General features: G+C 40.2%; 23 protein-coding genes and 2 tRNA genes. 13 read left to right on the forward strand and 12 right to left on the reverse strand.

Annotation, left to right across the window (positions count from 1 at the left end; all coding sequences use genetic code 11):
• Nucleotides 1-7 precede the first annotated feature (7 nt).
• The 10 genes from DXB58_RS05750 to prmC form a co-directional block, all read right to left on the reverse strand.
• On the reverse strand, nt 8-3,343 hold the full coding sequence (locus DXB58_RS05750; RefSeq protein ID WP_122136192.1) for a TonB-dependent receptor: 3,336 nt from the start codon (nt 3,341-3,343) through the stop codon (nt 8-10).
• Between the two features lie 163 nt (nt 3,344-3,506).
• Nucleotides 3,507-4,493, reverse strand: coding sequence for a FecR family protein (locus DXB58_RS05755; RefSeq protein ID WP_008997920.1), 987 nt, complete (start codon nt 4,491-4,493; stop codon nt 3,507-3,509).
• A 61-nt stretch (nt 4,494-4,554) separates the two neighbouring features.
• A complete protein-coding gene (locus tag DXB58_RS05760) occupies nt 4,555-5,106 on the reverse strand; it encodes an RNA polymerase sigma-70 factor (RefSeq protein WP_122136193.1) in 552 nt (183 codons plus the stop codon).
• A 281-nt stretch (nt 5,107-5,387) separates the two neighbouring features.
• Nucleotides 5,388-5,471 (reverse strand) — tRNA-Leu (locus DXB58_RS05765).
• A gap of 16 nt (nt 5,472-5,487) precedes the next feature.
• Nucleotides 5,488-5,560 (reverse strand) — tRNA-Gly (locus tag DXB58_RS05770).
• Between the two features lie 93 nt (nt 5,561-5,653).
• Entirely contained in the window at nt 5,654-6,994 is a 1,341-nt protein-coding gene (gene argH, locus DXB58_RS05775) for an argininosuccinate lyase (RefSeq protein ID WP_122136194.1), read from the reverse strand.
• 88 nt (nt 6,995-7,082) lie between these two features.
• A complete protein-coding gene (locus tag DXB58_RS05780; RefSeq protein ID WP_008997923.1) occupies nt 7,083-7,493 on the reverse strand; it encodes an SRPBCC family protein in 411 nt (136 codons plus the stop codon).
• 95 nt (nt 7,494-7,588) lie between these two features.
• Nucleotides 7,589-8,227 (reverse strand): orotate phosphoribosyltransferase, encoded by a 639-nt coding sequence (gene pyrE, locus DXB58_RS05785; RefSeq protein WP_004299787.1) that lies wholly within the window; start codon nt 8,225-8,227, stop codon nt 7,589-7,591.
• A gap of 78 nt (nt 8,228-8,305) precedes the next feature.
• Nucleotides 8,306-8,788 carry a regulatory protein RecX gene (locus DXB58_RS05790; RefSeq protein WP_004299786.1) on the reverse strand — a complete coding sequence of 161 codons (483 nt, stop codon included), beginning with the start codon at nt 8,786-8,788 and terminating at the stop codon, nt 8,306-8,308.
• Complete coding sequence (prmC, locus tag DXB58_RS05795; RefSeq protein WP_122136195.1) at nt 8,785-9,621, reverse strand: peptide chain release factor N(5)-glutamine methyltransferase; 837 nt, start codon at nt 9,619-9,621, stop codon at nt 8,785-8,787. The genes DXB58_RS05790 and prmC overlap by 4 nt, the downstream gene beginning before the upstream one ends.
• A 36-nt stretch (nt 9,622-9,657) precedes the next feature.
• Between prmC and ribD the strand changes: the two genes are divergently transcribed.
• The 8 genes from ribD (at nt 9,658) to DXB58_RS05835 (ending at nt 18,175) form a co-directional block, all read left to right on the forward strand.
• Entirely contained in the window at nt 9,658-10,713 is a 1,056-nt protein-coding gene (gene ribD, locus DXB58_RS05800; RefSeq protein ID WP_122136196.1) for a bifunctional diaminohydroxyphosphoribosylaminopyrimidine deaminase/5-amino-6-(5-phosphoribosylamino)uracil reductase RibD, read from the forward strand.
• Nucleotides 10,714-10,855: 142 nt separating this feature from the next.
• Nucleotides 10,856-12,358 (forward strand): DUF6242 domain-containing protein, encoded by a 1,503-nt coding sequence (locus tag DXB58_RS05805; protein WP_122136197.1) that lies wholly within the window; start codon nt 10,856-10,858, stop codon nt 12,356-12,358.
• A gap of 25 nt (nt 12,359-12,383) precedes the next feature.
• Entirely contained in the window at nt 12,384-13,118 is a 735-nt protein-coding gene (locus tag DXB58_RS05810) for an isoprenyl transferase (RefSeq protein WP_004299782.1), read from the forward strand.
• 30 nt (nt 13,119-13,148) lie between these two features.
• Nucleotides 13,149-15,803: an outer membrane protein assembly factor BamA gene (gene bamA, locus DXB58_RS05815; RefSeq protein WP_008997928.1), complete on the forward strand. Its 2,655-nt coding sequence runs from the start codon at nt 13,149-13,151 to the stop codon at nt 15,801-15,803.
• A 23-nt stretch (nt 15,804-15,826) separates the two neighbouring features.
• A complete protein-coding gene (locus DXB58_RS05820; protein WP_004310500.1) occupies nt 15,827-16,342 on the forward strand; it encodes an OmpH family outer membrane protein in 516 nt (171 codons plus the stop codon).
• Between the two features lie 56 nt (nt 16,343-16,398).
• Nucleotides 16,399-16,914: an OmpH family outer membrane protein gene (locus tag DXB58_RS05825; protein ID WP_008997929.1), complete on the forward strand. Its 516-nt coding sequence runs from the start codon at nt 16,399-16,401 to the stop codon at nt 16,912-16,914.
• A gap of 108 nt (nt 16,915-17,022) precedes the next feature.
• Nucleotides 17,023-17,865: a glutamate racemase gene (gene murI / locus DXB58_RS05830; protein WP_122136198.1), complete on the forward strand. Its 843-nt coding sequence runs from the start codon at nt 17,023-17,025 to the stop codon at nt 17,863-17,865.
• A gap of 76 nt (nt 17,866-17,941) precedes the next feature.
• Nucleotides 17,942-18,175 (forward strand): DUF2007-related protein, encoded by a 234-nt coding sequence (locus tag DXB58_RS05835; protein WP_004299777.1) that lies wholly within the window; start codon nt 17,942-17,944, stop codon nt 18,173-18,175.
• Here DXB58_RS05835 and DXB58_RS05840 read toward each other — a convergent pair.
• Nucleotides 18,144-19,292: a pyridoxal phosphate-dependent aminotransferase gene (locus DXB58_RS05840; RefSeq protein WP_122136199.1), complete on the reverse strand. Its 1,149-nt coding sequence runs from the start codon at nt 19,290-19,292 to the stop codon at nt 18,144-18,146. The genes DXB58_RS05835 and DXB58_RS05840 overlap by 32 nt on opposite strands.
• A gap of 105 nt (nt 19,293-19,397) precedes the next feature.
• On the opposite strand from DXB58_RS05840, the gene proB reads away from it, so the two are divergent.
• From proB to DXB58_RS05865, 5 genes are all read left to right on the forward strand, one after another.
• Nucleotides 19,398-20,480 carry a glutamate 5-kinase gene (gene proB / locus DXB58_RS05845; protein WP_004310504.1) on the forward strand — a complete coding sequence of 361 codons (1,083 nt, stop codon included), beginning with the start codon at nt 19,398-19,400 and terminating at the stop codon, nt 20,478-20,480.
• 471 nt (nt 20,481-20,951) lie between these two features.
• The gene (locus DXB58_RS05850; RefSeq protein ID WP_074637329.1) at nt 20,952-21,977 is read left to right on the forward strand and encodes a hypothetical protein; all 1,026 of its coding nucleotides are present in this window, start codon (nt 20,952-20,954) and stop codon (nt 21,975-21,977) included.
• Between the two features lie 34 nt (nt 21,978-22,011).
• Nucleotides 22,012-23,058, forward strand: coding sequence for a hypothetical protein (locus DXB58_RS05855; protein WP_004299773.1), 1,047 nt, complete (start codon nt 22,012-22,014; stop codon nt 23,056-23,058).
• Between the two features lie 226 nt (nt 23,059-23,284).
• On the forward strand, nt 23,285-24,541 hold the full coding sequence (locus DXB58_RS05860) for a glutamate-5-semialdehyde dehydrogenase (RefSeq protein ID WP_004324588.1): 1,257 nt from the start codon (nt 23,285-23,287) through the stop codon (nt 24,539-24,541).
• A 33-nt stretch (nt 24,542-24,574) separates the two neighbouring features.
• Nucleotides 24,575-25,531 (forward strand): acetylornithine carbamoyltransferase, encoded by a 957-nt coding sequence (locus tag DXB58_RS05865; protein ID WP_004324587.1) that lies wholly within the window; start codon nt 24,575-24,577, stop codon nt 25,529-25,531.
• A 32-nt stretch (nt 25,532-25,563) separates the two neighbouring features.
• On the opposite strand, the gene DXB58_RS05870 is transcribed toward DXB58_RS05865, so the two are convergent.
• Nucleotides 25,564-25,956, reverse strand: a complete 393-nt coding sequence (locus DXB58_RS05870) for a rhodanese-like domain-containing protein (protein WP_122136200.1) — start codon at nt 25,954-25,956, stop codon at nt 25,564-25,566.
• Nucleotides 25,957-25,961: the final 5 nt, after the last annotated feature.

Consider the following 25,961-nt stretch of genomic DNA (forward strand, 5'->3'; position numbering starts at 1 on the left):
GAATCTGTTAAAGTTTAAATTTCAATCCAAAACCGAAGCTGCGTACGCTTGGTTGCATAAAGTAGTCATTTCCTTGTCCATAAGTTGCTGTAGAAGGAGTCAGTTCCGGATCGAACGGAGCTTTGCAGTACAGCATCCATGGATTGTTGGCAATGAAAGAAACCGATACATCTTTCAGTACATTACCAAACCATTTGTTAGGCATAGTATAACTGAATGTAAGTTCCTGTAGCCGTATGTTGGTTGCGCTGTATACATAGTAGCCTGAGGTCTGATAGTTACCTGTACCAATCATTTGGTAATATGTCTTAGCATCTACCCGTCCTTGTCCCGGGAATAATGCACCTTCCGACTCTCGTGCATCGGCTGTGCGCTGAGACACTCCGTAGCGGTCGAGAATTGCTTCTGTTGAAGATGTTACCACACCTCCAAAACGTCCATTAATCAGGAAGCTGAGTCCGAACCCTTTATAAGAAATAGCATTATTCCATCCCATGTTGAAGTCGGGAGCAGTCTTGCCTAGATACACCGGATCACCATCCTCCATTTCATATTTTCCGTCACTACTTACCAACACATATCCCTGGCTATCTTTCTTGAAAAAGCGGGTTGCATAAATGTCATGAATGCTTCCACCTTCTTTCAGGATAGTGCGTCCTTTGTCTTTCAGTACTTCCGGAATATTAATGGAGACAGGAACTCCCATCACTTCTGTATTATAGTCTTTCACCATTTCCTTGATTTCGTTAATATTCTTCGAGAAAGTCAACGTAGAAGAAATCGAGAGTCCATTCTTGAAACGGTCGCTATAGCCAAATGATGCTTCCCAACCCCGATTCTCGACATTACCTGCCTGCAGATAAATGGAGTTATAACCGGTAGATTCAGGTAGGTTTCCTAAGAAAGTCTGGTTGTAAGTGTTCGACTTATAATAAGTCACTTCTGCATTGAACTTGCTAAACAAACGCAAACTCAGACCAAATTCATATGACTTGGTGCGCTCCGCTTTGAAGTCGGTGAACGGATAAATGTAGGTAGGTTTAAAGTTACCACCCACAATCGGAGTAGTGACTGTTCCCGGAGTCAACCCCGAACGTGACACCGGAGCACCAACTTCGGTATATGAACCACGCACCTTCAGATAAGAAAGAAATTCAGGAAGTTTTACCATTTCAGAAACAATTGCAGATAATCCGACAGAAGGATAGAAGAATGACTCTTCACTTGTGTTGACTAGTCGTGAGTTCCAGTCATTTCTTCCGGTCAAGGTGAGGTAGAGCATACTTCTCCATCCCAGTTCCACGTTGCCGAAGATAGCATGATTACGTACACGACTATCACCTCCTTTTTCTGAAATACGACCATTTGACGGGTCAATGTTTGAAGTTGCAAACTTGTTGGGAACTCCCAACAATGTTCCTTTATAGCCTCTTTGTAGTGCCCAATAGTTAGAGTAGTTCCATCCGAAGTTGGCAGAAACGCTGAAGTCTTGAATACGCTTATTGATATTCAACATAGCATCAGCATATTCCTGACGGTCGTTGTAGTTAATATATTCATAATGTCCTTTCTTACCTTCAGCAAAAACCTGATCGGAAGAAGCAGAAATTTTGCGTTCAAACAATACATAGGTATCGTCCATACGGTAACGGGCTGTAATATTCAACCAATCTGTAATCTTATAGGTCAAACCTACATTGAACATATAACGGCTCTTCTCATTGGTTGATACATTGCGATAAGCAGTCCAGTACGGGTTTTGTGAAGCATAAGTTGCATCCGAAACCGGCCAATACTGTACTGGTAGCTTACGACTGTCATCAAAACGTTCAAAAGTTTTAATATCTTCAAAGTCCTCACCTCTCGGAAAGAGATAAGCAGCCACAATCGGATTCCAGTAGAGTCCCTGTGAAACCATATTCGTATCGTCCTGCTTGACATACGATGCCCCCAAGTCGAGTTGCAGCTTATCATCGAAGAAAGTTGCAGTGTTCCGGATAGTAAAGTTCAGACGATTATAACTGTTGTTCGGAACAATACCTTTGGAGTTTGTAGAAGAGAACGAAGCAAAAGTCTGATTTTTTTGCGTACCTGTGGTCAACGTCACCGAGTTGATGAAATTTGTACCGGTATTGAAGAAGTCATTTTTCGGATCATAACTAGATGGAGTGGGTAATTTTTCACCCCAGCTTTCGTAAGTATCTTTTTTATTTCCATAAGTATTCTGAAAGTCAGGAGTCATATAAGCTTTGCTGAATTCAGAAGAAGAAGAGAACTGCACGGAGAGTTTTCCTTCCTTACCTTTCTTGGTTGTAATCAGGATAACACCGCTGGCTGCACTACTACCATAAAGTGCAGCAGCCGAAGGGCCGCTCAACACAGAGATGCTTTCGATATCTTCTGGATTAAAGTCAGCGATACCTTCCGTACCAGCCTTTCCCTCACCCATAATACCACTATCTGTATTTCCCATGTCCGTATTAAACAGAGGAATACCGTCTACAACATACAGTGCATTGTTGTTACCTTCAATAGATTTGGCACCACGCATTACCACACGTGTAGCTCCCCCCACACCAGTAGCACTTCGGTTAATGCTCACACCAGCAACCTTACCATTCAATGAATTCACAAAGTTCGCGTCTTTCACAGTAGTCAAATCATCACCCTTAATCTGTTGTACATTATAAGACAATGCTTTTTCTGCACGCTTGATACCCAATGCCGTTACAACAACTTCCTCCAAGACCTCTGTATCTTGTTTCATTACAATCTGATAGAAATCTTTTTTTGAAACAGGGATGACTTGGGTGGCATATCCTATATAAGACACTTTAAACTGGGAATTATCCGGCGCTTTTATAGAGAAATTTCCATCAAGATCGGTTATTGTACCTGTAGAACTGCCATCCACAGTTATATTTACTCCAATCAATGGTTCACCCTTTTCATCAGTTACTTTTCCTTTGATATCTTTTACTGTCTGTGCAACAACAGTAGGCTTCTTTCCTGTAATTATAATGTAATTACCCTGAATTTGATAAGCGAAACCTGTTCCTTTCAAGATTGTATCAAGGGCTGCCAGTACCGATGCATTTTGCAAATTAAGATCAACAATTTGCTTCCCTTTCAATTCGGAATCACTATAGTTTATCGACATTTTAGACTGTTTTTCCACAGTTTTTAATGCATCAATAACAGTGATATTTTTTTGCTGGATAGTAATTTTACTATCGTTTTGAGCAAAAGCTTGGGTCTGTATAAGTAATAATAGACTTAAAAAAGTGAGAAAGACCCGCTTATGAGCTATTTGTTCTGCTATTTTTTCGTAAATTTGTAGCATCTTTTTAGTATTAGTTAATTGGTTATTATTCTGGGATCATTTAGAATAGCGTCAATATGCGCTAATATTGAAGAGAATTGATTTCACATCCGGAGGGAACGGGCATTCCTTCCGGATACTTTTTGGCATAGCATTTTATTTTTAATAGGTTCTACAACAGGTTTTATTTCTTATTCGTTACATAGCATTTATTTCCTTTAATTACATAATTTACATCTCCTACCACCTGTGATATAATTTCCATCACTTCTTCCAACGTTGCTTGATTTCGGAAACGGAAACTATATGTGTTCTTCTTCATACTATGAAGACTATATACAAAAGCATAAGGGAACTTACGCTCAAGATTAGTGAAAATATCCTCTAAATGCATATTACTAAAGACTAGCTCTCCACGTTGCCATGCTGTCACATCACTAATCTCCGGCAATCGTAAATTATGTTCTTTAGTTTGTTTATTATATATTAATTGCTCGTTCGGCTTCAATATAACATTTGACATCAAATTATTGAATTCCACTTTCACACAGCCTTCCAGCAATGTAGCAATCAATTCATTACTTTCAGGATAAGCATTTACATTAAACTCTGTTCCCAAAGCTGTAACTTGATAATCATTTGCTTTCACAATGAAAGGATGCTTCTTATCCGGCTTTACTTTGAAATTTGCCTCACCAATCAAATATACGCTTCTGGTTTCTCCCGTAAATTGTTCCGGATATAGTAGTGTACTTTTTGAATTCAGCATAACATGTGTACCATCCGGTAATGTAAGTTCATGAATTTCTGCTGTCGGTATGTAACATTCAACCAAATCTTTTTCCGGTCGGTCCTTTTCCAACATCAGATAGATAGAAATGGATGAGACAGCTAACAAGAAAATAGCTGCAGCTCTCCATATAAGCAACTGGTAATTTCTCCGCGAAGTGACAGACTGCATTCCCAGATTCTGCCGCATTCGTTGTATTGATTGTTGCATACCATCAGGTACTCTCTGTCCTTCTGCTTGTTTCCAAAGCTCACGAAGAGCCTCATTCTTTTCATCAACATGCTCCTCATCAGCCAACCACTGTTGCACTTTCTTCTGTGTATCGGCTGAATAGTTGTTATGGCCGAACAATTCTATGAGTTGTTGAATATAATTTTTCATGAATCTTTTTCTTTCTTTTTTTGGCTTTATACACTAAATACAACTACTACGAACACACTACTTAAAAAATATTGGAGAAAAAAATAAAAAAGAGGAGTACCTTCTTTAATTCGATCAATGCCAGATAAACCTGATGCTCTATAGTACGAATAGAAACATCGAGTTTATCAGCTATTTCTTTATGGCTTAATCCCCGGAAACGACTAAGTTCGAATATTAACCGACGACGTTTCGGCATTTTTTCCAAGGTCAACTGAATAATCAGCAGCATCTCCTTATAATATACATTATTCAAGATCTCTTCCTTCTCTGTCAATTCATAAAGAAAGGTCTTTTCTATAACCTCCGCCTGATATTCTTGCTCTACCTGTTGATGCTTAAAGATGTTCAGAACTATATTTCTAGTCATTATAAAGATATAGTTGTCTAGTTCTTTATCATTATTCAGCCATAACTCTGGCTGCAGCCAAAGCTTACAAAAAACATCTTGAGCCACATCTTCTGCATCACTTTCAGATTTAAGCAGCATTTGAGCAAAGTTCTTTACTTTCGGAAAATTCACAGTAAAAAACCTCTGAAACTTTAATTCAATCTGCTTGTCGTTATTTTCCATCTCTCTCTAGTATTTTTCAGCGTTTACGGTTAAATCAAATATTACACATGTTAGGTTAAAGGAATAATCAATATAATATTAATCCTCGATTCGTAATCTGAAAGCAAAATAAAAGATTAATAACACAATAAAAAAATATTATCACTATTTTTTTGGTTTATTTTTTTCCAAGCACCTATTAAACAGAGCCTTCCAGAACAAAACAAATGTATATTACACACCCATAAAAATAAAAAAGGCTTTATGAATCATTGATTCATAAAGCCTATAAAGAATACTCGTACTCGAAGCGGGACTTGAACCCGCACAGCCGCAATGGCCAAAGGATTTTAAGTCCTTCGTGTCTACCATTCCACCATTCGAGCATCCTTTCAAAGAAAGAGCGGAAAACGAGACTCGAACTCGCGACCCTAACCTTGGCAAGGTTATGCTCTACCAACTGAGCTATTTCCGCGTTTTTTCAACGGGTGCAAAGATAAGTAGTTTACTTGTTTCTGCCAAATCTTTTCGAAGGAAAGTTTAAAAAACTATCCTTCGAAAGTCTATTTTATCTTCCAAGCAGTGCTTTCTCTGCCCTCTCCATTCTGCAAAAATTGAATCCATCGATCACTTGCTGCATCAATGCAGAGATTTCCGCATTGCAAAGGTTGCCAATACTACCTTCATGAGTATGGTGTACTTCTTTTGTATGAGAGAAATTTCCAGCTTCAATATCCAAACCAACTTTCTTATATGCATCACGAAAAGGCATACCTTCACGTGCCAGACGATTCACTTCTTCCACGCTAAAAATAAGGAGATATTTATCATCGTCAAGGATATGCTCGTTGACCTTTATTTCATTCATGATGTAAGTTGTCATCTGCAAACAGTCTTTCAATTCCTGAAAAGCAGGCAGGAAAACTTCTTTTATAATCTGCAAATCACGGAAATAGCCGGAAGGCAGATTATTCGCAATCATCATGATCTGTTGAGGAAGCGATTGCAGTTTATTACACTTAGCACGTGTCAGTTCAAAGACATCGGGATTCTTCTTATGAGGCATAATGCTGGACCCCGTGGTACAGTCATCAGGCAATTTCACGAAACCAAAGTTCTGACTATTAAACATGCAAGCATCAAAAGCTAACTTAGAAATGGTTCCGGCAATCGTAGCCAATGCAAAAGCAACATTACGTTCCATTTTCCCACGCCCCATTTGAGCATACACAACATTGTAATTCATCGAATCAAAGCCAAGCAAGTCGGTTGTCATTGTCCGGTTCAAAGGAAAGGACGAGCCATACCCCGCTGCAGAACCTAATGGATTACGATTGCACATTTTAAATGCAGCCTGCAAAAACTGCATATCGTCCATGAGACTCTCGGCATAGGCACCAAACCACAAACCAAAAGAAGAAGGCATTGCAATCTGTAAATGGGTATACCCTGGCATCAAAACGTTTTTATATCGTTCGCTCTGACGAACCAGTACATGAAAAAGTTGCTCTACAGCTTCGGCAACTTCTTTTATTTGTGTACGGGTAAAAAGTTTCAAATCCAATAAGACCTGATCATTTCTGGAACGACCACTATGTATTTTCTTTCCGATATCACCCAAACGACGGGTCAACATCAGTTCCACCTGTGAATGTACATCTTCTACCCCGTCTTCTATGATAAATTCACCTCTTTCAGCCGAGGCATAAATACTCTTCAACTCTGCCAGCAACTGTTCCAGTTCTTCTTTCGTCAACAAACCGATACTTTCCAGCATCGTAATGTGAGCCATAGAGCCGAGCACATCATGCTTGGCTAAATAAAGATCCATCTCACGATCACGACCTACCGTGAAACGTTCGATATCCTTATTCACCTGTACGGACTTCTCCCAAAGTTTCTGTGCCATAAAAAATAAGTTTAAGTATTAAGTGTTAAGTATTAAGCACAACAGCATGAGCCAAAGTGACTACGGTTAATACTTAATACTTGTTTTTTTAATATTCAATAACTGCCAGCATATCAACCATCTTCTCCAAGCCTTCCTGAAGAGGTTTCTGTACCATTGCTTTCATAAACGGATTAAGCTCCATTCCGATAGTCACCTTCACCTTGCACTCTTCTTCTGCAGTTTCAACCAGTTGAATCCACATATTAAAGGGAAGTGGAGAGTTAGTTGTTGCCAACTTTATACATTTACATGGATCACGCTCTACAATTTGCAAAGTTAGTTGCCCAACAGGAGGGACACTAAAACTTAACGTGTCCGAATCAAAACTCAAATCCTGTACCTTATCTTTCGGTAAACGATCTTTGACAGCTTCCAGATTACTCAAATCTGAAAGTTTATTATATACGCGTTCCTGACTGTAAGGTATTACCTTGACACTACTCTCAAAATTACTCATAAATTTCTATTAGTATAAAACAAAAAAAGAACAATCCGGCCAAATATTGTCCGAACAGTTCTTTTTACCAAATATGTTTGATCAAAAAATGAATCTTATTTTCCAGCATCCCAATGAGCAGGGTCTTTACGCCATTCGTTCAATGTCTGTATGTCTTCTTCTTCAATATAACCTGTACGAAGAGCAACATCAAGTACTGCTTCATAATTGGTCAACGTTACCAAAGTCACCTTCGCATTTTTGAACGCCTCTTCAGCTACCGGGAATCCGTATGTATACGCTGCAACCATGCCGATCACTTCGCAACCATCGCGACGAATTGCTTCAACAGCCTTCAAACTACTACCACCAGTAGAAATCAAGTCCTCTACGACTACGACTTTCATACCCGGACGAAGTTCACCTTCAATCAGGTTTTCTAATCCATGATCTTTTGGGGTAGAACGAACATACACGAACGGCAAATTCAATGCATCAGCCACCAAAGCTCCCTGCGGAATAGCGCCTGTAGCCACACCAGCAATCGCATCCACCTGTCCGAATCGTTCTAATATCAGACGTGTAATTTCAATCTTCACAAAATTACGAAGAGAAGGATAGGACAGAGTTTTACGGTTGTCACAGTAAAAGGGGGATTTCCATCCAGAAGCCCATGTAAAAGGGTTAGCGGGTTGAAGTTTAATAGCTTTAATCTTCAACAGTTTCTCCGCAAATAGTCTCTCTAAGTTTTTCATAACTAAACTAACTATTAATTATTTGCCGCAAAAGTACAGAAATTGAACGAGAATAAAAAGAAGAATCCGTTTATTTTTTCAGTCAATTTGTTCCTCTTCATCGGGAATGTCGATACAACGCTTAATATCTTTCAGTTCAAATCCACGACTCATGGCAAATCGCATCAGCTTTCCATTCAATTCATAATCGTCTGCCGCATGGATACTTTTCCGCTTGGAAGCCAGCAGGTCACGCAGAATAGAAAGGTATTCTTCTTCATCAATTTCATTCAGATAACGCCATGCCACATCAGAAGGGATCTTCTTCATGTAAAGCCCCTGGGCTATTTTCATTTTCCCCCACTTGGCAAAGCGGAACTTGTCATTCACAAAAGCCCTGCAGAAACGTTCATCATCAATGAACTTCTCTGATTCCAGTCGGTCAAGAATACGCGCAATGGTATCATAGGCAATCCCCCAACGTTGTAACTTCTCATTTATTTCTGCCCGGCAATGCTCGGCAGTGGAGCAGTAAGAGGCTACGCGATTTAAAGCCTCTTCATCAGTTAATTGTGCACTCATCGGTTAGCTGTAACTATTCTATCTTTTCCAAATATGTCTTTTATAACACGAACATCACGATATTGGTTCATTTCAAGTATGTGTGCTGTTTCCCGGCCATAAGCCTGGTTGATTTCAAAATAAAGTTTTCCGCCCGGCAATAGCAAATCACTTCCCAGACAGGCTATACGATTATAAAACCGTAGAGGATCCTCGTCAGGAACGAACAAGGCCAACCCCGGTTCCCAATCAAGGACATTAGCGTCCATTTCGTTCTTTTCCGTTTCAGTCACATAAGGCGGATTACTGACGATCACATCAAAAGACGGCACCTTTTCCCAGTCATCGGACAATACATCTCTTTGCAGAAATCTCACCCCGGCTTCCAAATCTTCATTGTTTTTACGGGCAATAGCCAACGCTTCTTCCGAAATATCCCAAGCTTCTACGTCTATATCCGGAAGTTTTTTATCCAGAGAGATCGCAATGCATCCACTTCCCGTACCTATATCTAACAGATGACGGGCATTCGGGTTCTCCTTTACTATTAGCTCTACGAGTTCTGCAGTCTCCGGTCGAGGGATTAACACGCCGGAAGCAACCTTAAAATTCCTTCCACAAAACTCTGCAAAACCGCGAATGTACTGTATCGGTTCATTTTTCTGTAAACGGAATATAATGTTTTCTAATTCACGCTGTTTGCATTCGGATAAAATTATATCTTTGCCCATGTAAATATCGAGCGCATCTAAGCCTAACATGTCGCAACAAATCAGCATTGAAAGAGCTTTTATCTCTTCCTGCGGATAGCTTTCCTGCAAAGACTGGCGAATGTAAGCGGTGATACGATTCATATTTTCACAATTTCGGAGTGCAAAAGTAAGAATAATATGGCGAAGAGCACCAAAATGGAAGAAGAAAAATACATGAGGCGTTGCATTGAGCTTGCAAAGAACGGGTTATGCAATGTGCCTCCAAACCCGATGGTAGGAGCTGTTATCGTATGTAACGGACGTATTATCGGCGAAGGTTATCACATTCGTTGCGGAGAGGCACATGCGGAAGTCAATGCAATCCGTTCTGTCAAAGCTGAGTCTTTATTGAAACATTCTACGATTTATGTCAGTTTGGAGCCTTGCTCCCACTACGGGAAAACACCTCCTTGTGCGGATCTGATTATAGAGAAACAGATTCCGCGCATTGTTATCGGATGCCAGGATCCCTTTTCTGAAGTAGCCGGACGGGGGATTCAAAAGCTACGGGATGCCGGACGAGAAGTTACAGTCGGCATATTAGAGAAAGAATGCCAATCACTGATTCGTCGTTTTATTACTTTCAACACACTTCATCGGCCTTTTATCACGTTAAAATGGGCTGAGTCAGCCGATCGTTTTATTGATATAGAACGTACAAGTGGAATGCCTGTGATACTCTCCTCTCCTCTCACTTCAATGCTAGTACATAAAAAAAGGGCGGAGGCCGATGCTATTATGGTAGGCAGGAGAACAGCTTTATTGGATAATCCGTCGCTAACGGTACGCAACTGGTATGGGCATAATCCAACACGTGTCGTATTAGACCGCACATTATCTCTTCCGAATGATTTACAAATATTCGATGGAAATGTGCCAACATTAGTCTTTACTGAAAAGAAACAGCCGGCAAGAACCAACATCACATATATCTCCATCGACTTCAATCATAACCCACTGGAGCAGATTATGGAAGTACTGTATCAACAGAAAATACAATCCTTACTGGTAGAAGGAGGCAGCCAATTGCTGCAATCATTCATTAATGATGAGCTATGGGACGAGGCGTATATCGAAAAGTGCCCCAGCAGGCTACATTCCGGTGTTAAAGCACCCCAAATGAACAATAATTTTAGTTATTCGATAGAAGAACACTTCGAAAGACAATTTTGGCATTATGTTCATCGGATATAGCTAAGATAGTTCTATTCAGGGGGTTTTACGTCGATAAAAACAGTGTTATTATCTATAATTTTATATAAAACTTACCTGTAATGTTCATTATCGGAAAAAATGTTTCTATTTTTGCAACTTGTAAATAAACACAATCTTTCAAATGAGAATAAAGTTTTTATCATTCATTGCGAGTTTTTTCATGGTGTCATTTGTTATAACGTCATGTCTTGATGACGATAATAACATCGAATATAGCCCGGATGCAACTATCCATGCGTTTGCACTTGACACAGCAGGCCTTGGGAGTTATAAATTCACTATTGATCAATTATCACGTGAAATTTATAACGAGGACTCTCTTCCTGTTCATGCCGATACCATCATTGACAAGATTTTAATCAAAACATTAACTACGGCATCAGGCGTCGTAACAATGAAAGACAAAAACGGTAACGATTCTGTCATAAACATCAATGATTCTATCGATCTCCGGAAGCCACTTACTATAAAGGTATGGTCAACAGAAGCATTAGCGGGAATATCTCCTAATCAAACTAAGGAATATACTATTAAGGTAAATGTGCATGACTATGATCCGGATTCGTTGAAATGGAATTACGTAGGAGAATACCTAAACACTATTACAGAGGCACAGAAAACGATTAAATTCGCTAATGAATATCTTACCTATTCAGTACAAGGTTCTGAATTAAAAGTCTATACTAGCAATAATTTGTCGAATTGGTCGTCTGGAGGCACCGTTACAGGTTTGAGTAAACTTCCTAATTCAATCATTCCTTTAACAAATACCATATTGGCAACAGTTGATAATAAGGTATATAGTTCTACTGACGGGAAGACCTGGGCGATTTCGGATAAGTTTTCAGGCAATGTAACAACTCTCGTTTCAAGGTTACCAATGAACGATGCCGAAACTGATTCTAAAATAACCTATATAAAAGAAGAGAATCAGCAAAGATATTTGTATTCAATCTTAGAATCGAGATTAGCAGGATCAGCAGGTTCAATAGAAGAAAAGTTAGGAGAAGCAGAGAGCAATTTCCCTGTTAACAACATCTCTTATACCACATTCAAGAAGGGAAAGCAATATCAAAATATTGTTGTTGGAAAACACGATCCTGCCATCAATATTACAGTTAATAACAAAGAAATTCCGGTAACAGTTGCATGGGGATATGATGGAACAACATGGGCAGAAGTGGGTACAACTTCCACCGTGGGATATTGTCCTGAATTTAAGAATCCAACCATCATCTATTATAACGAGCTGTTATATATTTGGGGAGACGAATTTGAATCAATTTATGTTTCTGGCAGCGAGGGATTTGCATGGAATAAAGCTAATAAAAAGTTCTCATTCCCTAAGCATGACTGGAGTGAGTCAGTGCTTACCGTTTCGACTAAAGAGAAACCTGAATTCAGGGGAAGAACAAAGTATTCAGTGATACAAGACACAAAGAATGAATACATATATTTTCTGTTTGGAAAAGAAACAAATGTAACCTTTAAAGAAGAGGTAAAAAAGAAAGAAGAAACTCGAGCAACTGAGATTAAAGATAGAGGTCCATATAGCCATGATTCAGAAATCTGGCGTGGCCGTCTTAATCAGCTATGGTTTGATTTGGCAAATGCTGGCAAATAAAAACGTATACGTTTAAAATAAAAAGATGTCCTATATAGAACAAATAGACAAAACTCGGATACCACAACACGTGGCCATCATTATGGATGGGAACGGACGATGGGCAAAACAACGAGGAGAAGAACGTACTTACGGTCACCGTGCTGGCGCAGAAACGGTACAGAATATTACCGAAGATGCCGCCCGTTTGGGAATCAAGTACCTGACACTGTACACCTTCTCAACCGAGAACTGGAATCGGCCGCAAGACGAGATTGCGGCTCTGATGAATCTATTGCTAGAATCTATTGAAGAAGAGACATTGATGAAAAACAATATTCGCTTCAATGTAATCGGTGATTTCAAAAAGTTGCCTGTTGAAGTCCAGAAAAGTTTGGCATCATGTATAGAACGTACATCCAAGAATAGTGGTATGTATATGGTATTAGCTCTTAGTTACTCATCCCGTTGGGAGATAACCGAAGCTGTACGGCAAATAGCAACACTGATAAAAGCAGGAGAAATGTCTCCCGAACAGATAACGGATGAATGTATTTCATCTCATCTGGATACTAAATTTATGCCCGATCCAGATCTACTGATCCGCACGGGAGGAGAAATCCGGCTAAGCAATTACCTCCTATGGCAATGCGCTTATTCGGAACTTTATTTTTGTGACACCTTTTGGCCCGACTTCGATAAAGAAGAACTCTACAAGGCCATTTGGGAATATCAACAAAGGGAACGCCGATTCGGCAAAACCAGTGAACAGATCAGCTAATATAACTCGAAACATCAAATTATAACATAAATGCATTATCGTATTTCCTTTATATTCATAACGTTTGTCTGCCTGTGCTGCTTTGCGACAACAGGCATTGCGCAAAATGCTAACACTGATGAAGACTCGAAACCTGTCATCTTATACTCCGGAACACCCAAAAAGTATGAGATAGCAGATATTAAAGTCGAAGGCGTAAAGAATTATGAAGACTATGTATTGATTGGACTATCCGGACTATCGGTAGGACAAACAATTACTGTGCCGGGTGACGAAATTACTGGAGCAATCAAACGTTATTGGCGTCATGGTTTGTTCTCAAACGTACAAATCACAGCCGAGAAAATTGAAGGCGACAAAATCTGGTTAAAAATCAGTCTGACACAACGCCCGCGTATCGCAGATGTGCGCTATCATGGTGTGAAGAAGTCGGAACGTACCGATCTTGAAAGCAAGCTGGGAATGGTAAAAGGTATGCAGATTACTCCGAATACCGTAGACCGTGCCAAGACATTAATCAAACGTTATTTCGACGATAAGGGATTCAAAAATGCAGAAGTAATCATCTCGCAGAAAGACGATCCATCCAGCGAAAATCAGGTGATCGTCGACATTGATATCGACAAAAAAGAAAAAATCAAAGTACACGAAATACAAATCGTTGGTAATCATGCAATCAAGGCTTCTAAGCTGAAGAAAGTAATGAAGAAAACCAATGAGAAAGGTAAACTTCGTAACTTGTTCCGCACCAAGAAATTCGTGCCGGAGAACTTCGAGGCAGATAAGCAACTGATTATCGACAAATATAATGAGTTGGGATACCGTGATGCAATGATTGTAAAAGACAGCGTTTCACAGTATGACGAAAAGACTGTAAACGTTTATTTAAATATAGACGAAGGACAAAAATATTATCTGCGTAACGTTACATGGGTAGGTAACACTCTCTATCCGTCAGAACAGTTGAACTTCCTGCTCCGCATGAAGAAAGGTGACGTATACAACCAGAAGTTATTGAACGAGCGTGTTTCTACAGATGATGACGCTATCGGTAACTTATATTACAACAACGGTTACCTGTTCTATAACCTCGACCCGGTAGAAGTAAATATCGTTGGCGACTCTATCGACCTCGAAATGAGAATCTATGAAGGCCGTCAGGCTACTATCAATAAGATCAAGATCAGTGGTAATGACCGTTTGTATGAAAACGTTGTTCGCCGTGAACTTCGTATTCGTCCGGGACAATTGTTCAGCAAAGAAGACTTGATGCGTTCTTTGCGTGAAATTCAGCAGATGGGACACTTTGACCCGGAAAAGCTGCAACCAGATATTCAACCGGATCCGATGAACGGAACTGTTGACATAGGTTTGCCTTTGACTTCCAAAGCTAACGACCAGGTGGAATTCTCTGCAGGTTGGGGACAGACGGGTATTATCGGTAAGTTGAGCTTGAAGTTTACCAACTTCTCTGTAGCCAACTTGTTGCACCCGGGTGAAAACTACCGTGGTATCCTTCCGCAAGGTGATGGTCAGACATTGACTATCAGCGGACAGACGAACGCTAAATACTACCAATCATACAGTATTTCCTTCTTCGATCCATGGTTTGGCGGTAAACGTCCGAATTCATTCTCTGTATCGGCATTCTTCTCTGTACAGACAGATATCAGTAGCCGTTACTACAACTCCAGCTACTTCAACAACTACTACAACAGTATGTATAGTGGCTACGGTGGTTATGGTATGTACAACTATGGTAACTATAACAACTACGAAAACTATTATGACCCTGATAAATCTATCAAGATGTGGGGACTTTCCGTAGGTTGGGGTAAACGTCTGAAATGGCCGGATGACTATTTCACTCTTTCCGCAGAATTAGCTTACCAACGTTATAACTTGAGCGACTGGCAATACTTCCCGGTCACCAACGGTAAATGTAATGACCTTAGCATTTCATTGACTTTGGCTCGTAACTCTATTGACAACCCAATCTTCCCTCGTTCGGGTTCAGATTTCTCACTGTCAGTTCAGTTCACACCGCCTTACTCGTTGATGGACGGTAAAGACTATAAGGGATATTACAGCAACCCTGAAACAGGTAGCATTACCCAGGACAACATGAATAAGCTTCATAAATGGATAGAATACCACAAATGGAAATTCAAAGGCAAAACATATACTCCGCTGATGGATCCGGTTGCTCATCCTAAATGTCTGGTATTAATGACACGTACGGAATTCGGTCTGTTGGGCCACTATAACCAATACAAGAAATCTCCGTTCGGCACATTCGATGTAGGTGGTGACGGTATGACCGGTTATTCAACTTATGCAACTGAAAGTATCGCTTTGCGTGGTTACGAAAACAGCTCATTAACACCATACGGTTCTGAAGGTTATGCCTATGCACGTCTCGGTATCGAATTGAGATATCCGTTGATGCTGGAAACAAGTACCAACATTTATGTGTTAGGTTTCCTTGAAGCAGGTAACGCATGGCATGATATCAAGAAATTCAATCCATTCGAGTTGAAACGTTCTGCCGGTGTCGGTGTTCGTATCTTCCTTCCGATGATTGGTATGATGGGTATTGACTGGGGTTACGGTTTCGACAAAGTATTTGGTTCTAAACAATATGGAGGAAGCCAGTTCCACTTTATCTTAGGACAAGAATTCTAATGTATCATCAAAAACTAAACGTTATGAGAAAGTCTGTTCTATTAATCATGATGCTATTTGCTGTCAGCATGGCAGCAAATGCACAGAAATTTGCACTGATCGATACGGAATATATTATGAAGAATATTCCGGCAGCTCAAAGCGCTAATGAGCAAATGCAAGAAGCTACGAAAAAATACCAGAGTGAAGTAGAAGCTCTGGCTAAAGAAGCACAGAAGATGTTCCAGGATTACCAGGCAAAATCTTCCACTCTTTCTGCCGCACAAAAAACAAAGACAGAAGATGCAATCGTAGCGAAGGAAAAAGAAGCAGCCGAGCTGAAGCGCAACTACTTCGGTCCGGAAGGCGAATTAGCCAAGATGAGAGACAAGTTGATTACTCCGATTCAGGATGATATTTATGAAGCAGTGAAAGCTATATCACAGCAACATGGATATGATATGGTAATTGACAGAGCCTCTGCTACAGGTATAATATTTGCAAATCCACGCATAGATATTAGTGATGAAATCCTAAGAAAATTAGGATATTCAAATTAATTTCATACATTTGCAGCTGGAAATAACTAAAAATCATTCAAATAAATTATAGAACTATGCTAAAAAAAATTGCACTTGTAATGTTGCTTGCACTCCCAATGGGTGTATTTGCACAGAACCTGAAATTCGGCCACATTAATGCACAGGAAATCATCACTGTGATGCCGGAATTCACCAAAGCTCAAAATGATATTCAGACTTTAGAAAAACAACTTACTGCCGAACTACAGAGAACGCAGGAAGAATTCAACAAGAAATATCAGGAATTCCAACAAGCTATCGCTAAGGATTCTCTTCCTCCTAACATCGCTGAAAGAAGACAGAAAGAGTTGCAGGATATGATGCAGAGACAAGAGCAATTCCAACAGGATGCTCAACAACAAATGCAGAAAGCTCAAAATGATGCAATGGCTCCTATCTACCAGAAGTTGGACAATGCTATCAAAGCAGTAGGTGCTGCTGAAGGCGTGGTCTATATCTTCGACCTGGCAAGAACTTCGATTCCTTACGTGAACGAATCACAGAGCATCAACTTGACTAACAAGGTAAAAGCAAATCTTGGTATCAAATAAGATCTGACCAAGAATAAAGAAATACCAAAAGGGAAAGAGAAAGAAGGATCATCTTCTTTCTCTTTCCCTTTTTTTGGTGTACATTTGCGTATATAAATCAAGTTTGTCATGAAGCAACATCTATCCCATACGCCCGGCCCAATCGGAGTATTCGACTCCGGCTACGGAGGTCTGACCATCTTAGACAAGATTAGAGAAGTATTACCGGAATATGATTATATCTATTTGGGAGATAATGCACGTGCCCCCTATGGGACACGTTCTTTCGAAGTCGTATACGAATTTACCCGGCAAGCCGTCAACAAACTGTTTGATATGGGATGCCATCTGGTTATATTAGCTTGCAATACTGCTTCCGCCAAAGCCTTGCGCAGCATTCAGATGAATGATTTACCCCAAATCGATCCTGCCCGCCGTGTGCTCGGAGTCATCCGCCCCACTGTAGAATGTGTTGGAGAGATTAGCAAGAATCAGCATATCGGCGTACTGGCAACAGCAGGCACCATCAAATCCGAATCGTATCCATTAGAAATACATAAACTGTTTCCTGAAATTCAAGTCAGCGGGACAGCATGTCCGATGTGGGTATCCTTAGTTGAGAATAACGAATCACAAGACGAAGGAGCAGACTATTTTATCCGGAAGTACATCGACCAATTACTGTCAAAGGATCCTCAAATAGATACTGTCATCCTCGGATGTACCCACTTCCCCATACTCCTACCTAAAATCCGGCAATACATTCCGGATCATATCAGTATAATTGCACAAGGAGAGTATGTTGCAGAAAGCCTGAAAGACTATCTGAAAAGACATCCCGAAATGGATGCCAAATGTACCAAGAATGGCAACTGCCAGTTTTACACGACCGAAGCGGAGGAAAAGTTTTCAGAATCGGCCTCTACTTTCCTTAAACAGCAGATTAGCGTAAAACATATCACACTCGAATAATTTTTAAGAAAATAAATAACCATTTCTCTCTCTTTTTTGTTATATTTGTAGATAACAACCCCTAATAAGTAAGATCATGAAAGAAGAAGATTATAGCAAGGCAATAGAAGTATTCTCCGGATCCCCCTGGGAAGCCGAGATCATTAAAGGGTTATTAGAAAGCAACAATATCCGTTGTGTAATCAAAGATGGAATTATGGGGACATTAGCACCCTATATCGCTCCTTCCGTATCCGTCCTCGTGACAGAGGAAGAATACGAAGCAGCCACCGAGCTAATCAGAAGTCGGGACGAGAAAGGTAGCGATTGATACGGTCCAGTCCTTCTTTGATATTCTCCAATGAGTTTGCATAGGAGAAGCGTACATATCCTTCACCTCCCGTACCAAAGTCCACCCCGGGAGTAATGCCGACATTCGCATGTTCGAGTACATCGAATGCAAAGCGATAAGAGTCGGTTGTGAATTTACGTGCGTTGGCAAAAATGTAAAATGCTCCTTGAGGTTCTACTTTAATCTCAAACCCCATTTCCCGAAGACGAGTAATCATGTACCGGCGACGCTCATCATAAATCTGCTTCATCCGTTCCACATCCGAATCAGCCTGCCGCAATGCTGCAATCCCAGCCTGTTGGGCAACGCTGGACGCACAAATAAATAGATTTTGCTGCAACTTCTGCAAAGAACGCATACAAGATTTAGGAGCTATCAAATAGCCCAGTCGAAGACCTGTCATCGCAAAACGTTTAGAAAATCCGTTCAAGACAAAAGCCTGATCGGTATATTCAAGAATGCTGTGCGCACGTCCTTCATAGACAAGTCCATGATAAATCTCATCCGAAATAACAGGAACTCCCAATGCTGCCACTTCTCTTAAGAATTTTTCATCCAGCAACATTCCGGTCGGATTCATCGGAGAATTGATAAAGATAGCCGCTGTATGTGGATTCACACATTTACGAATAGCTTCTATGTCGTATTGCAGATATTCTTTAGACAAAGGAACCAAAACGGGTTTAGCCTGGGTAGCCAACACAAAATTACGGTAACAAGCGTATCCCGGATTGGAAAGAATCACTTCACTATCCGTATTACAGAGCAACATCAACGCAAGAAGAATGGATGGAGAAGAGCCGGAAGTCACCACAATGCAATCCGGATCTACCGTCACTCCATATTCCCGTAGATAAAAAGCAGCAATTTCCCGCCGGAGTTCCGGGTCTCCCAAAGAATGTGTATAGTGAGTAAGATGACGATCATAAGCCGCTTTTGCTGCTTCCGACACACAAGACGGTACATCAAAATCGGGTTCACCAACTTCCAAATGAATAATATCAACACCTTGTTTCTGTAATTCGTTTGCCCTCTCCAACACATCCATTACGATGAAGGAGGTCATCTGTTCTACTTGTGGATTTGTATGTTTCATTGTTTATCTTTTCTCTATCTAGCTGCAAAGATAATTCTTTTTAGCCTGTTTTGGTAGCATATCGGCAAAAAGCTCTATATTTGTGCTTTCAAATCGTTAGTAAGGATGAAACAGGAATTTACACGAATCGCAGTAAAAGTAGGAAGCAATGTATTAACACGCCGCGACGGAACGCTGGACGTTACCCGTATGTCGGCACTTGTTGACCAGATAGCGGAATTACACAAGTCCGGGGTAGAAATCATTTTGATTTCTTCGGGAGCTGTTGCTTCCGGACGCAGTGAAGTGCATCCGCAGAAAAAACTCGATAGTGTAGATCAGCGCCAATTATTTTCTGCTGTGGGTCAGGCCAAACTAATCAACCGTTACTACGAACTTTTCCGTGAGCACAATATCCCTGTCGGCCAGGTACTGACAACGAAGGAAAGTTTTGGTACTCGCCGCCATTATCTGAATCAGAAAAATTGCATGACGGTAATGCTTGAAAATAATGTCATTCCTATTGTCAACGAAAACGATACAATTTCCGTCAGCGAGCTGATGTTCACCGATAATGATGAATTGTCCGGACTCATCGCTTCGATGATGGATACGCAGGCACTCATTATCCTAAGTAATATTGATGGGATTTACAATGGTTCTCCTTCCGATCCAAACTCTTCTGTTATCCGGGAGATCGGTCACGGCAAAGACTTATCCAACTATATTCAGACAACTAAGTCCAGTTTCGGACGGGGGGGGATGTTGACGAAAACCAATATTGCCCGCAAAGTTGCTGATGAAGGAATTACAGTGATTATTGCCAACGGGAAGCGGGATAATATTCTGGTAGATTTATTACAGCATCCTGAAGAAACTCTTTGTACACGTTTTATACCATCAGACGAACCGGTATCCAGCGTCAAAAAATGGATTGCCCATAGCGAAGGTTTTGCCAAAGGGGAAATTCACATAAATGAATGCGCTACAGAAGTTCTAAACTCTGAAAAAGCTGTCAGCATCCTCCCGATTGGAATCACTCATATTGAAGGTGAATTTGAGAAAGATGACATTGTACGTATCATGGACTTTCAAGGAAACCAGGTTGGCGTTGGAAAAGTGAACTGTGACTCCAAACAGGCACAAGAAGCGATTGGCAAGCATGGAAAGAAACCAGTAGTACATTATGACTATCTATACATTGAATAATTAATAATAAGAATTTCTGTTTTATCCGATTTTAGACTAAAATTAGCTTGTTTCTGTACGGTTTTCACCACAGAGTACACAGAGGTGAATCTTGTTCATGACTGCACAGTAATAAACTGTTTCAGCCTATTCTAGCAAGGGGATATTCTCACAGCAATGAGAAAAAGTTCTCATTGTAATGAGTATTTCTTCTCATCCCTATGAGTATTTTTTCTCATAGGGATAAGTATAGTTGAGAAATGTTTACGGAAGTTTGTTTGAATTATAATTGTATGAGTTTACCTCATTTCTGCACCCAAATGAAGCTCTTATTCAGGTAGAATATTAGCTTCTTTATTGAAGACAAGCTTTTTTATTTTCAGTTACATAATGTATTATAGATAGACATCTGCAACATAAATACAGGGACTTTATTTGCAAAAAACTATTAATAGCAGTATATTTGCCCTCTAAACAAACAATATAATCCCCATGCTACTAAAACATTGGAACCTTATACTCATATTTTTAACATTCTCAATTATATCTTGTGAGAGCAGTAAGAATGAACCTGAAGTAAACAGTACACCGTCATTTCCTGTCGGCAGAGAGTTTAATGTCAGTTTAAACATAGCTCCTTTTCTTGAAGTAGCCGAACAACCTTTAAGCCGTTCCACCTCCACGGTGGCTGACGGAATATATGCAGTTAATGTTTTTTGGAAAGGAAAAGGACTGACTTCTTTTCAGCCCTATGCTTCAGGCCTTTTCGATAATCCATATCGAGTAGAAATCGGGTTAATCGAAGGATATGTGTATCGCTTTGACTGCAGCTTCCTGGGATATAAAGACCGCCCATATTATACAATACAAAGTGACAGCATACTTTATGGACTTCCTTTTTCATCTACTCTGCAGAAAGAGGTGAACGGGTTAGTCAACAACGATCTAAAGATTTCAATCAATCCCCTGAATATCAATGGGGCATTTCACCAACATATTTACAAAGGAGAAATGCATATAAAATGCGATAGTATTAGTACTCACCCTACCGTCAAACGCTTTTTCGGCAGTGAGCAATTGGACTTTTCAAATCCCAATATGAATACCTCCGTTTCAATGACATTGAAACGTGCTTATTATTCTATACAATTCGTTACAGACGAACTTGCACCGGGTGACTCCATCAAAATTAAAGCAGCGGACGTTGCTCCATTTTATCTACTATATTCCAAAGATGGAACATCCCGGACGGAGGAACGAATTATCTCTATGTACGATATATCCGACTATTATACGGCCAAACTTAAGGAAGAAGAAACAATCGCTTTCACTATTTCCTACCGCCCCGCCAATGAAGAGAAATGGTATTCTCTATATACCAATCAGAGTATTAAAATGAAAAGAAACAAAAAGAACATAGTCAAAATAGTTAAGATAGATGAGCATATAGGGGATGCTACTATCTCTTTTGGTGAAGAAGCAGAAATGGAAGAATCAGAACAAGAAATAGGGAAATAATTATCATACTCAACAACTACTAAAAAAGATTCATATGAAAATCAAACATCTTATGATCGCAGGCTGTCTATTCACAGCTTTTACTCTACAATCATGTATTAAGGAGAAAGATCTGTATCAGGCACCTCCTACTACGTATTCCGAACTTAACTTACAACTGGACGGAGACTACCTCTCAACCGAACTGCCCATGGCACGCGCTACAACTCCAACCAAAATTAATGAAAGTGAAACATTAGTGGGAATCGCCATTACCATGACACCCAAAGAGGGACAGAATCCATCTTCAAAACCATACGCTTATGGTATTTTCCAGTTAGACAAGGCGAAAGATCCCAATAACCTAAAAATAAAAGTTATTGATGGATACACTTATCGCATCTCTTGCTCTATGATTGCAAATGCAAAGGACTCAATCATAAAAGACGAAAAAGGCTTCTTCGGAGCCCCTTTCGATTTGGAACGTAGCGGAAAGATCAAAGGGGAATGCCTGAACAAATTCCTGACTGCCGAACAAGCAGATGGAATCAAATTCTTATACAATATTGAAAACCCGAGAATACAAACGAGAAACGGATCACAAGACGCCTGCAACCGTCCGTTCATCGAACGTTATCATGGATTAAACGATAAAGTGGAAGTAACAGATGGTATGCAAAATCACATCATGCTCTATCGCCGTTTTTTCGGAGTAAAATTCAAACAAACAGGTTTAGAGAAAGGACGTCTTAGAATAAAACTTGAAGACGCACCAAGCATCTATTTGAATGCTAATGCAGATATTCATAAGACTGTTGAATCTGAATTAAAAATGGTCAGCATGAGAAATCTCACTGCCAATATACCTACTGGTGATAATCAACATTTAACAGAGAATGTAAAAGTGGAAGTATTTTGGGAAGAGACTCCAGGAGCAGAAGAAAAGACAATCATCAGTAGCAGTATCACATTCAAGAGAAACTATACCCATTCTATCGCACTAACCAATATCGAACATATAGGAACACCTAGTGACATAGGAATTGAAGTCGAATCAGGAGAAATGGGAGAAGATATTGAACAAGACATTCCATGGCAATGAGATAATGCCAAATAGGAGTTCGAATAACAAGCACTATATAAATATAGTGCATAAATGAAAAATACGAGATTCAGAATTGAGTCTCGTATTTTTTTAGTATTAATCTTGTAAAAACCCCAGTGAATAAGTAAAGAGCAACATTTATTTCTATTTTCAACAAGTTTTATTCACATCATTCACTATATTTGCATAGTTTATCTTTCCATTTAATGCAAAAAAGGAGCAAATGACTACAAATTTAAACGAGACCTTTGCCGCTGTACAAGTAGCAAGTCGGGAATTAGCCCTGCTGAATGATGATGTCATCAATCAGATTTTAAATGCAGTAGCTGACGCAGCAATTGCAGAAACACCTTTCATTCTTTCAGAGAACGAAAAAGACCTCGCACGGATGGACAAAAATGATCCGAAGTACGATCGGTTGAAACTGACGGAAGAACGTTTGAAAGGTATTGCCGCAGATACACGCAATGTAGCAACACTCCCCTCTCCTTTGGGTAAAGTGTTGAAAGAGAGTGTTCGTCCCAATGGAATGAAGCTGACGAAAGTCAGCGTTCCTTTCGGAGTCATAGGAATCATTTATGAAGCGCGCCCTAATGTTAGCTTTGATGTTTTCTCCCTTTGTCTGAAGAGCGGAAATGCCTGCATATTGAAAGGAGGAAGTGACGCCGATTGTTCCAACCGGGCCATCATCAGTGTGATTCACAAAGTATTGAAAAAGTTCAAAATCAATCCGCACATTGTAGAATTACTTCCGGCTGATAGAGAGGCTACGGCAGCATTATTGAATGCTGTGGGCTACGTAGACTTGATTATCCCCAGAGGCAGCAGCAGTCTTATTCATTTCGTACGCGAGAATGCAAGGATTCCTGTCATTGAAACAGGGGCAGGTATCTGTCACACTTACTTCGATGAATTTGGGGATACAAACAAGGGAGCAGACATTATTCATAATGCTAAGACACGTAGAGTTAGCGTATGCAATGCATTGGATTGCACCATTATACATGAGAAGAGACTGGCCGACCTCTCTCTGATTTGCGAGAAACTAAAAGACAGCCGTGTCATTATTTATGCTGATCCGCAAGCTTACCAGGCATTGGAAGGCCACTATCCTGCCGAGCTCTTGGAACATGCAAAAGCAGAAAGCTTCGGCACGGAGTTTCTGGATTATAAAATGGCTGTCAAGACTGTAAAGAGCTTCGAAGATGCCTTAGGACATATTCAGGAAAACAGTTCTAAACATAGCGAGTGTATTGTTACCGAGAACGGGGAACGTGCAGCTTTATTCACCAGAATCGTGGACGCAGCTTGCGTATACACCAATGTGTCTACCGCTTTCACTGACGGGGCACAATTCGGATTAGGAGCCGAAATCGGAATCAGCACGCAAAAGCTACACGCACGCGGTCCGATGGGACTGGAGGAAATCACTTCTTACAAATGGGTCATTGAAGGAGATGGACAAACGAGAAGAAATTGAAAATTGAGAATTAAGAATTAAAAAATAAATGATATGAAGAAATTTACTTGTGTACAGGACATTGGCGATTTAAAATCAGCCCTTGCAGAAGCATTCGAAATCAAAAAAGAGCGCTTCAAATATGTAGAACTGGGACGAAACAAGACTTTAATGATGATCTTCTTCAACTCTAGTTTACGTACCCGCCTCAGCACACAGAAAGCTGCCATCAATTTGGGAATGAATGTAATGGTACTGGATATCAATCAAGGTGCATGGAAATTGGAAACTGAACGTGGCGTAATTATGGATGGTGATAAACCGGAACATATATTAGAAGCCATTCCGGTTATGGGATGCTATTGTGATATCATTGGAGTACGCTCTTTTGCCCGTTTTGAAGACCGTGACTTTGACTATCAGGAAACTATTATCAATCAATTCATCCAATACTCCGGACGTCCTGTCTTTTCGATGGAAGCGGCAACACGCCACCCATTGCAGAGCTTTGCCGACCTGATTACCATCGAGGAATACAAGAAAACAGCACGTCCCAAAGTAGTTATGACCTGGGCTCCTCATCCACGTCCATTGCCACAGGCTGTTCCTAATTCCTTTGCTGAATGGATGAATGCAACGGATTACGAATTTGTCATCACTCATCCCGAAGGTTATGAGCTTGATCCGCAATTTGTAGGTAATGCAAAAGTAGAATATGACCAGATGAAGGCTTTCGAAGGAGCCGACTTCATATATGCCAAGAACTGGGCTGCTTATTCTGGCGACAACTATGGACAGATATTAAGCAAAGATCGTGATTGGACTGTCAGCGACCGCCAAATGGCAGTTACCAACAATGCTTATTTCATGCATTGTCTTCCGGTTCGTAGAAATATGATTGTGACAGACGATGTCATTGAAAGTCCGCAATCTATTGTGATTCCGGAAGCTGCCAACCGTGAAATCTCGGCAACTGTCGTTCTGAAAAGATTATTGGAAGGACTGAAATAACCCCAAAAATAAAGTGCTGATAAATCAGCACTTTATTTCTCTATTTCTTTACCTGCTTCCTCCCAGGAATTAAATCCCTTATCAAGCTCAAAGACTTTATATCCCCTCTCGCTCAAAATTGCCGCAGCCTTCTTGCTTCGTTTTCCACTGCGACAATATACAGCCACCGGTTTGTCTTTTTGCAACAAAGAATCAGCCATTGAAGCAAAAGAGTCATCCATCACATTGATGTTGATCGTCTTCGTGATATGCCCCTCCGAATATTCCGCAAGTGTACGAACATCCAGACGTTGTATATCCTCATTCTGAATAAGAGAATCAAACTCCTCTACATTCATTGATTGAAAATCCCCTTTCTGCTGACAAGAGAAAAGGGAAGAGAGAAATAAAAATATTCCCACGATTAATTGATTCAATTTAAACATATACA

Origin of the sequence: Bacteroides sp. OM05-10AA, from assembly GCF_003439055.1 — a bacterium.
GTDB classification, from domain to species: Bacteria; Bacteroidota; Bacteroidia; order Bacteroidales; family Bacteroidaceae; genus Bacteroides; species Bacteroides intestinigallinarum.